A 12800-nucleotide genomic window follows, 5' to 3' on the forward strand; every position below is an offset into this window, starting at 1 on the left:
AAAAATTATATGAGATTTATTGTTTCTACATCAACCTTACTCAAGCAATTACAGTCTGTAAGCGGTGCACTAAGCAACAGTACCGTTTTGCCTATACTGGAAAACTTTTTGTTTGAGATAAAGGATGGAAACTTGACCATTTCTGCCACTGACCTGCAAACCAGCATGACCACTTCTTTAAGCGTTGAAGCTAAAGAAAACGGCCGTATAGCTATCCCTTCGCGCATATTGTTAGAGACATTGAAATCGCTGCCTGAGCAGCCTGTTACTTTTTCTGTTGATGATGCTACATTCGCGATTGAAATAAGCGCCGGCGATGGTAAATACAAGCTGAGCGGTGAGAATGGTGAAGATTTCCCGAAGATACCGGTGGTTGAAAACGCATCATCAGTTAATTTACCTGCTTCTGTTTTAGCTGAGGCTATAAACAAAACAATTTTTGCGGTAAGTAATGATGAACTGCGCCCGGCCATGACGGGGGTTTACTGCCAGCTATCAACCCAATACATTACTTTTGTTGCTACTGATGCGCATAAACTGGTACGCTACCGCCGTAAGGATGCGAAGGCCGAAAGCACCACATCATTCATTCTGCCTAAAAAAGCTTTAACGCTTTTAAAGTCGGCTTTGCCAAGTGATGATGTAAATGTATCGGTTGAATATAACAGTACTAGCGCGTTCTTTAAATTTGGTAACATAAATATGGTATGCCGCTTAATTGATGAGCGTTACCCTGATTATGAGGCGGTTATACCGTTGAATAATCCAAATAAATTAAGTATCGACAGGCAGTCGTTCCTTGGATCGCTGAGCCGTGTTGCTATTTATGCTAATAAAACTACGCACCAGGTAAGGTTAAAAATTAATGGCAGCGAGTTAAACATATCATCAGAAGATATTGATTTTGCAAACGAGGCGCATGAGCGTTTAAGTTGTCAATATGAAGGTGAGGATATGGAAATAGGTTTTAATGCGCGTTTCCTGATCGAAATGTTAAAGAACCTGAGTTGTGAAGAAGTAACACTGGAAATGTCGACACCTAACCGTGCCGGCTTATTATTACCACAGGGCGGAGATGAGAACGAGGATGTGCTGATGCTGGTAATGCCGGTTATGCTTAATAGTTATGCTTAAGTTGTTAACTTAAATTATAAATCCAAAACAGAGTCCGGCTAAAAACCGGACTTTTTTGTTCTTTCGTATAACAAAATATATTATAAGCAGTTATAGTACTATTTACATGAATATCAGAATATACATTCTACTTTTTTTTACTCTTGTAACAGGTTTATTGGCCTGTAATAAAAAAGATCTGGCCCCAGCTACGGTTGCTATTGCCAACCTTGCAGTGGTTAATGCCACAGCAGATACACTAAATTTTTTGGTAAATAACAGCCGGCAGAATAGTTTTTCGGGTATTTACCCGGCAGGTGCATATGGATTATATACCCCGGCAGGCACGCAAAATTATGAGATTAAAAAAGAGCGCAGCGCGGTAAATCTGTTTATCGGTACTTATAGTTTATCTGATACCTCAAAACATATTTATACCTCATTGTTTATAGCGGGCGAATCAGCCGATAAAACATTTTTTACTACCGATGCTATAGATTCGGCCCTTACCGTATATGCTAAAGATACAGCACATATTGACACTATCGCAATGCTGAGATTTGTACATGCCTCTTATACCAGCGGCCCATTGCACGTAGTTTTCGACAAGGGCGATACCATAAACATCGCCAATGCCGCTTATAAATATAAGAGCCAATATTTTAAAGTGTATGAGGGTACCAGGACAATAAAAATATATCCGGCGAATAGCACTACACTATTGTTGGATACTACAATAACATTGCAATCGGGTGCGGTTTATACTTTATTTGCGAAAGGAATATTAAATGCAAAAGGCTATAATGCATTTGGCGTGAGTTTAATGACTAACGGTACTATTATAACCGCAACAGGAACACAACAATAATGATATCAAAAAGTAATAAAGGAATAACATTTATTTTGGCACTGTTTATAACAGTAGTGCTGATCATGCCGTTTGTAAGCTCATGCGGTAAAGGCGGGGCGGCCAGTAGTGTTGGTTTAAATACACAGATGCAGGTTTTTAATCTTGGTCCTGATATACAATCGGTATACCTGTATGTAAATTATTTAAAACAAGGCAGCAGCTCTTATGCATATCCCAATGCTTCAGGGTATTTTTATTTATCTACACTAGATACACCTATGCAGGTAAGATCGGCAGCGATAACTACCGCAACCATAAATTTTATTAATTTAGATACTGTGCTGAAGGCGGGTCATAAATATTCATTATTTATAACCGGCTTATATGCTAATAAATCGGTCACATCAATTTTAACGCAGGATGATGCCATTGCAACTCCAGCGGAAGGCTATGGTAAAATAAGGTTTGTAAATGCGAGCCTGCCCATAAATAATCAGCTGAATATTACAGTAAACGGAACATTAGATACACCATTTATAGGAGTAAAGTATAAGGCAGTTACCCACTACATACAAATACCGGCCGGGAATTATAATTTTCAGCTAAGCCAAACATCAACGCCAACCGTTTATTTGCCCAACACCAATGTACAAAGCATTACCATACAGGATAGTCGCCTGTATACCATTTATACTTATGGCATAATTGGCCGTGCTACTACCGATACTTCGGCATTTGGGGCTGCTGTGGTTACAAACAGGTAGCTTAAGTGTAATTTATATTTATATTTTTGCACAAAAAACACACACATTGGAATTTATAACCCACCTGATAGATTTTATTTTACATATTGATAAGCACCTGGCAGCTATTATAGCGCAGTACCAGGGATGGACATATGTGATATTATTTGTAATAATTTTTGCAGAAACCGGCTTTGTTGTAACCCCGTTTTTACCCGGCGATTCTTTATTATTTGCAGCAGGCGCCTTAATAGCCGGCGGTAATACAGGTTTGGATATCTATTTTTTAGGATTGATACTCATCGCTGCAGCATTTACAGGCAATAGCCTTAACTATGCTTTAGGTAGTTATTTGGGCCCCAAAGTTTTTAAGCCTGAAAACAAAATACTGAAACTGGATTATTACCTGCAAACCAAAGCTTTTTTTGATAAGCATGGTGGCAAGGCGGTAATATTCAGCAGGTTTATGCCTATAATTCGTACCATAGCACCATTTGTTGCAGGAGTGGGGCGTATGCCATTTTTACGGTACAGTTTATATAATATCATAGGTGGTGCATCATGGATCATACTGTTCCTGTTTGCTGGCTATGAATTGGGAAATATACCGTTCCTTAAAGCGCATATATCTTTATTGGGGATACTAATTATACTGCTTTCAATTGTACCGCCAATTATTGCAGCTATAAAAAACAGGAGCGCTAAGAAGGCATAATAATTACTGCCCCAATTTATTGCTCCTTTAAATTTAAAATCTTTCCGGCTTTATATAAAGCTTCCTCCTGTGCAATTTTCCGCTTTTCATCGGTGGTAAGCGGTATGGCTATCAGCTTATCCAGGTCGGGCTGCCCGGCATCAACCCAGGCTGAGTACCAGAAACTGCCCACCGATAATATGGCCGAACGCATACGGCGCTGTACCATGCCATTAAGCATATTTTGGTAGGCTTTACTGTATGCAACCGAATAATCCTGCACTTTACGGTTGCCGTGTTTAACTATTTCATATTTCTTATCGGCCGGGAAGGTTTTACCCAGCATTCGTTCAAAGCGCAAAACGGAATCAACGGCTTTAAATGATGATCGGCAGATCTTAAAGGCCTCTTTCAGCGGATCGTCAATATAGCGCGCCTTACCCGCATAGTAATTGTAATGATCGCCAAATAATTCCGGCAGGCGGCTTTCCCATAAGGCATGTATGCCGGTTTGATTGGTCAGTTGCCCGTTATAGTTCATGGTTAAATGTAACGGCACATGCGCATCGGCTACATAATGGCCGAGGTTGGCTGATATATTTAAAATAGCGGTAGTATCATGGTCCTTAAATGCCTTAACCAGCCGGTAGTATTCAAACTGAATGGTCCACGGCACCACACCATATTTGTATATGGTATCGGCAGAATATTTCTTTACAGCATCGTCCCAGTTCTGCGGTATAGCGCTGAAGGGGCTTTTGCCATAATGATCGGCATCCAGGAAATGCTTTGGCGCTTCGGTAGAATCCACGTAACGGCGTTTATCTGCGCTTACGGCATGTTCGGTTATGAATTCGATATTAGCCCTGTAAAAGCCTGCCATAGCCTTAGGTAGCGTAAAAACGGCCAGCCTGTTGATGCGATAATGCGCAAAAAATCCCCAGGAGGAGCAGGTAATTATAACCAGTATGCTTATAAGAGATAGGGCCAGGTTGCGTTTCATTAGCGTGTATAAATGAAAATAACAGCCGTAAGATAAGATTATTACGAATAATTAAGGTTGAGCGGCATGTTGATAACCCTAAATATTTTTGTTGATAATTCGTTTGCATAATTAAAAATATCATCCTATATTTGCAGTCCTTAAAGAAAAAAGAATAACAAGCTATACAATGGCAAATCATAAATCATCATTAAAAAGGATCAGGTCTAACGCTGCGAAGCGCTTACGTAACAGATACCAGGCTAAAACCACCAGGAACGCCATCAAAAAATTAAGAGGCACAACTACTAAAGTTGAGGCAAGTGAACTTTTAAACAAAGTGATCTCTATGCTTGACCGTTTAGCTAAAAAGAACGTTATACATAAAAACAAAGCTTCAAACAATAAGTCGAAACTGACTAAGTTTGTAAATACTTTGAAATAATAAGGAATTTTAAATCCTACAGAAAGGCGATGAGTGATAAACTCATCGCCTTTTTTTTGAACCAGGATTCTGAACCGGGATTTTTGGGATTTTACGGATTTTCATGATTTTAAATAAAAAGGATGTATTTTGGATGTTTAAATATATCCTGTAAATCTCCTAAATCCTACAAATCATGGTTCATCCTTACGAAAACAAGATCAGCATAAAATCATGGGCCGAGGAAGACCGTCCGCGAGAGAAGTTAAGTGGACAAGGCAGACGGGCGTTAACGGATGCTGAGCTGATAGCCATACTCATAGGCTCCGGTAACCGCGATGAATCGGCGGTGGAGCTAAGCAAGCGTATCCTGCACCATTATGATAACGACCTGAATAAACTCGGCAAAGCATCAATTGAGGAGCTTTCCAAATTTAAAGGTATCGGCGAAGCCAAAGCAATTTCCATTATTGCCGCGCTGGAGATCGGTCGCCGTAGGAATGATACCGAAGTGGCGGTGCTTGACAAAGTAACCGGTAGTAAAGATGCCTATAATATACTTAAACGTCTGTTGGTCGACTTGAACCATGAAGAATTCTGGATACTACTGCTCGGGCAAAATAATAGGGTATTAGGCAAGGAACTCATCAGCAAAGGTGGCTTAACAATTACAATAGCTGATCCTAAAATTATATACAGCGCGGCTTTGCGCTATTCGGCAACTTCTATTATGCTGGCCCATAATCATCCCTCAGGTAATTTAAAACCAAGTAAACCGGACATTGATCTTACCAAGAAAATAGCTGCTGCAGGCAGCTTGCTTGATATTAAAGTGCTTGATCATTTAATTATTACTGATAGCGGTTATTATAGTTTTGCTGATGAGGGGGTGATGTAGATTCAGATCCATTGTCATGCTGAGGTACGAAGCATCTATTCTGCAAGCGATGAGCTGAACGCATGCAGGTTCTTCGCTTCGCTCAGAATGACAGGGAAGCTATATGTTATCTTAATGGATTGTTTGTGGGGACACAAACAATGGAATGGCTTTTCTTCGTTTTGTCATGCTGAGGTATGAAGCATCCATTTAGCAAGCGATGAGCTGAATGTGGATAGGTTCTTCACTCCGTTCAGAATGACAGGATGAGAAAATTGTCATGCTAAGGAACCACGCATTCATTATACATGCGGCAAATTCTTTTACCAGCCGATGTTCAATTGAATTTTCTTTTATAAACTATTTGTCTTTTCTTTGGTTATCTTAAATACTAACTAAATATACTATTATGATTACTCCAGGAGACGAAATACCATTAGACGATTCATACGATGATGATGCTGATGATCAACAAAGTCAAAAAGACATTCACTCAAACGGTTTTGATGAAGAGGATGAGATAGATCTTGACGATCTTGAACCAGATGCTGATATTTCAGGATTAGACCAGGCTTATGATGCTTCAGAATCAGCTTACACGCTGGATGATGAAGACGATGATGAGTAATTTTTAAAAAGACTTATTCACCAGGCGTCATTGCGAGGAACGAAGCAATCCCAGATTAGCAGGTCCGCCCCTGTATAGTTTGGGATTGCTTCGTTCCTCGCAATGACGCTTTGTTATTTTTATATCATACAAAACCTTTGGCCAACAGGCTGCTTTTAGAACAGATGCTTCGTTCCTCAGCATCACAAACCATAAAAAAATAAGTCTCAAAATTAACTTTCGGACTTTTCCGTCTTTCGGACTTTCGGACTTCCCAACTTCCCCACTAAATCCTATCTTTGCCGATTATCATTCTGCTATAATGAAGATATCTTATAATTGGCTTAAAGAATTTATTGATACGGATAAAACTCCTGAAGAAATTTCAACCATACTAACCGGTACCGGATTGGAAGTTGAAAGCCTGGAGAAAGTGCAGGCCGTTCCCGGCGGTTTGGAGGGTTTAGTGATAGGGCATGTAAAGGAAGCTACCTTTCATCCAAATTCCGACCACCTGAATATTACCAAAGTTGATGTTGGCACTGGCGAGGACCTGCAAATTGTTTGCGGCGCGGCAAATGTGGCGGCAGGACAAAAAGTTGTGGTAGCTGTAGTTGGTGCTTTCGTGCATCCGCTGGAAGGTGAAAAATTCAAGATCAACAAATCAAAAATACGTGGTGAGATCTCTGAAGGGATGATCTGTGCCGAGGATGAAGTAAGCCTGGGTACATCGCATGATGGCATTATGGTGCTTGACCCATCTGCTGTTCCCGGCACACTTGCTAAAGACTACTTTAAACTTAACGACGATTACCTGTACGAAATTGGCTTAACGCCAAATCGTGCCGATGCGGCTTCGCATTTGGGTACTGCGCGTGATATTGCTGCTTTCCTGAAGATCGCCATAAAAAAACCTAATGTTTCGGCATTTAAGGTTGATGATAATAGCAGTAAGGTTGAGGTAGTGGTTGAGAACGAGCAGGCTGCACCACGCTACTCAGGTGTAACTATTTCAGGTATCGAAGTGAAAGAATCGCCTAAATGGTTAAAAGAGCGTTTGGCCGTTATTGGTGTGCGTTCAATCAACAATGTGGTTGATGTTACCAATTATGTTTTGCATGATCTGGGTCAGCCGTTGCATGCCTTTGATGCTGATCAGATAAAAGGCAACAAAGTGATCGTTAAAAATTGCGCTGAAGGGACATTATTCATCACACTGGATGATGTGGAGCGCAAGCTAAGTGCCGATGACCTGATGATATGCGATGCGGAAGAACCGATGTGTATCGCGGGTGTTTTCGGCGGGGCTAAATCAGGCGTTAGCGCATCTACCCAAAATATATTTTTAGAGAGCGCTTACTTTAATTCAGTGTCGGTTCGTAAAACTGCTAAAAGGCATGGTTTGAAGACTGATTCATCGTTCAGGTTTGAGCGTGGCACAGATCCAAATATGACGGTGTTTGCGTTGAAGCGAGCTGCCTTGTTAATTCAGGAAGTTGCCGGCGGAACGATATCATCAGATATTTTTGATAACTACCCTGCACCGGTTGCGCCATTTAAGGTTGATGTAACTTACAGCAATATTTTAAGGCTGATAGGGCAGGTGATCCCTTATGATGAAATAAAAAGCATTATAACTGCACTGGATATTAAGATTGTTGAAGAAAGCGGTGAAGGCCTGTCATTAGAAGTGCCGCCTTATCGTGTGGATGTAACCCGTGATGTGGATGTTATTGAAGAGATACTGCGTATTTATGGCTATAACAATATCCATATCCCAACGCAGATAAGAGCTTCATTAAACACTTCCATCAGGCCGGATAGGGATGCAGTACAAAACCAGCTGGCTGATCTGTTAACGGCTAATGGTTTTCATGAGATCATGTCGAACTCATTAACCAAATCTGCCTATTCAAGTGATCTGGATTCGGCGGTTAAGATACTGAACCCATTGAGCAGCGATCTGGATGTTATGCGCCAAACTATGCTGTACTCGGGGTTGGAGGCTATCGCCCGTAATCAAAACAGGAGGGCGCCTGATTTAAAGTTGTACGAATTTGGCAAGGTGTATAGTGTTAATGAAGACAAATATGTGGAAACACAACGTTTCGCTATTTTTATTACCGGTGCTGATACTGCGGAAGCCTGGAATGAAAAAGCAAAGCCCGTTAGTTTTTATAATTTGAAAGCTGTTGTTGATGGCATCATCACCAAACTGAACGTTAAGGATTTTACAGTTGAGGATGCTACCTGCAAAAAGATGGCTTACGGACTGCAATATATGCGCGGCAACAAGCAACTGGTTAAGTTTGGCCAGGTAGCAAAAACATCGCTAAAACTGGCTGATGTGGATAAAGATGTGTTTTATGCCGATTTTAATTTCGACCTGGTATTGGCACTTGCCCGTAAGAACAAGATAGTGTACCAGGAGATCTCAAAATTCCCGGCGGTAAGGCGCGATCTTTCTATGCTGATCGATAAGAATGTATCCTTCGGAGCGCTGAAACAGATCGCCCAAAAAACTGAACGTAAGCTGCTGAAAGAGGTAAATGTGTTTGATGTGTATGAGGGTGACAAATTACCTGCGGGTAAAAAGTCATACGCGCTGAGCTTTATAATTGAGGATATAGAAAAAACGCTTACGGATAAAGCGATAGATAGCATAATGCAAAAATTAATTTATAATTTAGAAAAAGAAGCAGGAGCGGAGATCAGGAAATAGTGATTGGAGGTTAGTGATTAGAGATTAGTCCTGAATAAGGAATAATATTTTAGTCATTACCTCAAAAAAACTAATCTCTAATCTCCAGCCTCTAATCACTAAAAAAATGTCACAAGTAGCCGAACAATTAGATAAGGTAATTGACAAAACATTGCGTTTGGTTGAGCTGTGTGCGGCTTTACAGGAGGAGAATGACCTGCTGAAACTGGAGAACGACGCACTGAATGTGGCGCTGGATGCAAGCAAAAACAAGACTAAAGAACTGGATGAAAAGCTTCGTGTATTGAAAGTGGCAAAATCTTTTTCAGAAACAAATGAAAAAAGTGTTGACATTAAGCAAAAAATTAACGAATTTGTGCAGGAAATAGATAAGTGCATTGTGTTATTGAAAAAGTAATACAAAAAGTGAAAAGCTCAAATGGGAGAAATCTCTATAAAAATAAATATTGCTGACAGAGTTTACCCCTTAAAGGTGAACATGGAGGAAGAAGAAATAATACGTAGGGCAGCTAAGCTGATTAACGACCGTGTAAAGGAATATCAGGAAAATTACGCGGTTAAGGATAAACAGGATCTGCTTTCAATGTGCGTGCTGCATTATGCAACATCATCATTAAAAGCGGAGAAGAGAGTTACAGTTGAAGATACTGATGTAGCCGAAAAAGTTTACCAGTTAGATCATTTACTAACCGAATTTTTCTCAAAGTAATAAACGTTCTTTGCATATAAATCAGAGCATTTAAGATTTAACCGCAGTTAAATTTTAGGTTTCACTATTAAAAACTTAACGCTTCAATATTCAGCGGATCAAGGAGGCATGCGTTAATCGTAGATTTTACGGTAACCCATGATCCCAATATCTGTATCGAAGTTTTTCAATACATGACACTTAAAAATTAGTTGCGGTTTTTTTATTTATTATAAACTTAAAAAATGGATTCATCATTATATGTCATTATCGGCCTCCTGATCGGGGTCGGATTAGGCATTATTATTGGCCGTTTCCTGCTTCGTAAGCTTTTCAAAGCGCAGGAGAATTCGGCCCAAAACAAAGCAAAACTGATATTAAAGGACGCTGAAAATAACGCGGAAATTCTGAAAAAGAATAAATTACTGGAAGCTAAAGAGCGCTTTTTACAAATGAAAGCCGAGCATGAGCAGGAAGTAAACGCCAAAAACAATAGCCTTAATCAACGCGAAAACAGCTTTAAACAAAAAGAGCAATCGGTAAATCAACGCCTGGAAAATTTAACCCGTAAGGAAAACGAGATTGACGGTGTGCGCAAAAACCTGGAAAAGCAAACTGAAATAGTTACCAAAAAGCAGGAAGATGTTGATTCATTAAAGAACCAGCATGTGCAGCAGTTGGAAACTATTGCTGGCCTGTCGGCAGATGAAGCGCGTACCCAGTTAATTGAAAACCTTAAGGATGATGCCCGTAGCAAAGCGATGGCACAGATAAAGGATATTGTTGACGAAGCTAAACTTACTGCTACCAAGGAAGCTAAAAAGATAGTTATACAAACCATACAACGTACCGCTACCGAAAGCGCTATTGAAAACACCGTATCGATATTTAATATCGAGAATGATGAGATCAAGGGCCGCATTATCGGTCGTGAGGGTAGGAATATCCGTGCGCTTGAAGCTGCTACCGGTATCGAGATCATTGTTGATGATACCCCGGAAGCTATCATACTTTCAGGCTTCGACCCGGTTAGGCGCGAAATTGCAAGGCTTGCCATGCACCGTTTGGTAACAGACGGCCGTATACATCCTGCTCGTATTGAGGAAGTGGTTGCCAAAACCAAAAAGCAGATTGAAGAAGAGATAGTTGAAATAGGCGAACGTACAGTAATAGATTTAGGCATAAACGGCCTGCATCCTGAGTTGATCCGTATGGTTGGCCGTATGCGTTACCGTTCATCATACGGGCAAAACCTGTTGCAGCACTCGCGCGAGGTAGCCAATTTCTGCGCTACTATGGCGGCTGAATTAGGCTTAAACGTTAAGCTTGCTAAGCGTGCCGGTTTACTGCATGATATTGGTAAGGTGCCTGATGATAACCCTGAATTGCCACACGCGATATTAGGTATGCAGCTGGCCGAAAAATATAAAGAACATCCGGAAGTGTGCAACGCTATCGGCGCTCACCACGACGAGATCGAGATGACTTCCATGCTATCACCAATTATACAGGTTTGTGACGCCATATCAGGCGCAAGGCCGGGTGCAAGGCGCGAGGTGGTTGAAAGCTACATTAAACGCTTAAAAGAGCTTGAGGAGCTTGCTTTGTCGTACCCAGGTGTTGAAAAAACATTTGCTATACAAGCAGGCCGTGAGCTGCGTGTAGTGGTTGAAAGCGAAAAGATAAGCGATGCTGAATCAGAAATACTGGCGGCAGATATATCAAACCGTATACAAACTGAAATGACCTATCCGGGACAAATTAAAGTTACTGTAATAAGGGAAACCAGGTCGGTAGCGTTTGCTAAGTAACGCACTTAATTACCTATTGTCATCTCGAACGTTAGCGAGAGATCTTCTTCACCATACATATTCGCTATGGTTATTCAAGAAGATTTCTCACTAACGTTCGAAATGACATTTTTTTTAGAATATAATTGTGGCAAAAAATAAGAAACCAACCCCAACAAAATCTCCAGTCCCCGTTAAACCTGGTAGCCTGGAGTTTTATTTTGATAAGTATGCCGCTGCGCACCAGGAGCCACTCAACAAAGTCCTTCATGTTATTGCTATTCCATTGCTCATGTTTAGCATATTTGGATTGGTGTGGGCTATACCATTCCCATATCTGAAATTTTTAGGAAAGTACAATGAGGACTTTAACTGGTCTTCGTTTTTAATAGCTGCATGTATCTATTACTACCTTAAACTATCGCCGGTATTATCTTATATGGTGTTGTTTATCCTGTTAGGTTTTAGCTATATCATAATGCAACTACTCCAATGGCAAAAGTTCGGCGGCCCGGAGTTATGGCAATTTTCCGGCTTGCTGTTTATACTGGCAAGTGCATTATTATTTGCGGGTTATAAAAAGGAAGGTAAAAAACTATCATTTGAGTATCGTTACAAAAATATACTCATAGCGCCTTTGTTCTTACTGCACTTGGTGTTCAGGAGGTTTAAGATAAAGTATTAATGTTTATACAATAGGGGCAGATTGAAAAAAAACTGTCATTCTGAGCGATAGCGAAGAACCTACCCGCGTTCAATTTGCAAGCGATTACCTGTTGCTTGTATAATAGATGCTTCGTACCTCAGCACGACAAAGGAGAATTAGGAGTGTAACTTACCCTAAAATCAAATTATTCACTTTTTCAGTTAACTCTTCCAACCCAAATGGCTTGGCAATAACATCATCGCATCCCCAGGCCGATAGGTCGGTATCTTTTTGTACATAGGCGGAGCAGATAATAACGGGGATATGCCCCACATCCGGGTGGGTTTTTAATAGCTGGCAAATTTCCTGTCCATTTTTACCGGTGAGGTGGTAATCGAGTATGATCAGATCGGGTTGATATTCCTGCGTTATGTTAATAATAGTAGTACTATCAAGCGTTACCTTAACTTCAAACTGCTGGTACAGCAGTGCTTCGTGAATAATATCAAGTATATCCTGGTTATCATCTAGTACTAATATTCGCTTGCGCATAGGTTAATTATTAAAAGGTTTAGTAGATATTTATACCATAAAGCAATTTTGTTACAGATTTTGTTGTGTTTTGACTGATTAAAGAGCTGTTGGTTTAAAAAGGAATTGTAAA

14 protein-coding genes are annotated in these 12800 nt (G+C 40.4%); 12 read left to right on the forward strand and 2 right to left on the reverse strand.

All coding sequences use genetic code 11. The features are described from left to right. The first annotated feature begins 9 nt into the window (after positions 1-9). The 4 genes from dnaN to BLU33_RS04285 all read left to right on the forward strand — a co-directional run bounded on the left by dnaN (position 10) and on the right by BLU33_RS04285 (position 3421). Entirely contained in the window at positions 10-1134 is a 1125-nt protein-coding gene (gene dnaN, locus BLU33_RS04270) for a DNA polymerase III subunit beta (RefSeq protein WP_091369684.1), read from the forward strand. A 106-nt stretch (positions 1135-1240) separates the two neighbouring features. After that, a complete protein-coding gene (locus BLU33_RS04275; RefSeq protein ID WP_091369686.1) occupies positions 1241-1981 on the forward strand; it encodes a DUF4397 domain-containing protein in 741 nt (246 codons plus the stop codon). After that, a complete protein-coding gene (locus tag BLU33_RS04280; protein WP_091369688.1) occupies positions 1981-2727 on the forward strand; it encodes a DUF4397 domain-containing protein in 747 nt (248 codons plus the stop codon). The genes BLU33_RS04275 and BLU33_RS04280 overlap by 1 nt, the downstream gene beginning before the upstream one ends. A gap of 46 nt (positions 2728-2773) precedes the next feature. Continuing rightward, a complete protein-coding gene (locus tag BLU33_RS04285; RefSeq protein ID WP_091380165.1) occupies positions 2774-3421 on the forward strand; it encodes a DedA family protein in 648 nt (215 codons plus the stop codon). 16 nt (positions 3422-3437) lie between these two features. Here the strand turns inward: BLU33_RS04285 and BLU33_RS04290 are convergent, their stop codons facing one another. Next, entirely contained in the window at positions 3438-4403 is a 966-nt protein-coding gene (locus BLU33_RS04290) for a zinc dependent phospholipase C family protein (RefSeq protein ID WP_091369690.1), read from the reverse strand. A 169-nt stretch (positions 4404-4572) separates the two neighbouring features. Here BLU33_RS04290 and rpsT point away from each other — a divergent pair, with 169 nt between their 5' ends. The 8 genes from rpsT (at position 4573) to BLU33_RS04330 (ending at position 12175) form a co-directional block, all read left to right on the forward strand. After that, positions 4573-4827, forward strand: coding sequence for a 30S ribosomal protein S20 (gene rpsT / locus BLU33_RS04295; protein ID WP_091369692.1), 255 nt, complete (start codon positions 4573-4575; stop codon positions 4825-4827). A gap of 175 nt (positions 4828-5002) precedes the next feature. Then, on the forward strand, positions 5003-5704 hold the full coding sequence (gene radC / locus BLU33_RS04300) for a RadC family protein (RefSeq protein ID WP_091369694.1): 702 nt from the start codon (positions 5003-5005) through the stop codon (positions 5702-5704). Positions 5705-6092: 388 nt separating this feature from the next. Continuing rightward, on the forward strand, positions 6093-6311 hold the full coding sequence (locus tag BLU33_RS04305; RefSeq protein ID WP_091369696.1) for a hypothetical protein: 219 nt from the start codon (positions 6093-6095) through the stop codon (positions 6309-6311). A 301-nt stretch (positions 6312-6612) separates the two neighbouring features. Beyond that, on the forward strand, positions 6613-9012 hold the full coding sequence (pheT, locus tag BLU33_RS04310; RefSeq protein ID WP_091369698.1) for a phenylalanine--tRNA ligase subunit beta: 2400 nt from the start codon (positions 6613-6615) through the stop codon (positions 9010-9012). Between the two features lie 106 nt (positions 9013-9118). Then, on the forward strand, positions 9119-9409 hold the full coding sequence (locus BLU33_RS04315; RefSeq protein ID WP_091369699.1) for a hypothetical protein: 291 nt from the start codon (positions 9119-9121) through the stop codon (positions 9407-9409). 21 nt (positions 9410-9430) lie between these two features. Beyond that, complete coding sequence (locus BLU33_RS04320) at positions 9431-9721, forward strand: cell division protein ZapA (RefSeq protein WP_091369701.1); 291 nt, start codon at positions 9431-9433, stop codon at positions 9719-9721. Positions 9722-9945: 224 nt separating this feature from the next. Further along, the gene (rny, locus tag BLU33_RS04325) at positions 9946-11511 is read left to right on the forward strand and encodes a ribonuclease Y (RefSeq protein ID WP_091369703.1); all 1566 of its coding nucleotides are present in this window, start codon (positions 9946-9948) and stop codon (positions 11509-11511) included. A 127-nt stretch (positions 11512-11638) separates the two neighbouring features. After that, positions 11639-12175: an Mpo1-like protein gene (locus BLU33_RS04330; protein WP_232009391.1), complete on the forward strand. Its 537-nt coding sequence runs from the start codon at positions 11639-11641 to the stop codon at positions 12173-12175. Positions 12176-12325: 150 nt separating this feature from the next. On the opposite strand, the gene BLU33_RS04335 is transcribed toward BLU33_RS04330, so the two are convergent. Further along, complete coding sequence (locus BLU33_RS04335) at positions 12326-12688, reverse strand: response regulator transcription factor (RefSeq protein ID WP_091369704.1); 363 nt, start codon at positions 12686-12688, stop codon at positions 12326-12328. Positions 12689-12800: the final 112 nt, after the last annotated feature.

It is taken from the genome of Mucilaginibacter mallensis (assembly GCF_900105165.1).
GTDB lineage: Bacteria > Bacteroidota > Bacteroidia > Sphingobacteriales > Sphingobacteriaceae > Mucilaginibacter > Mucilaginibacter mallensis.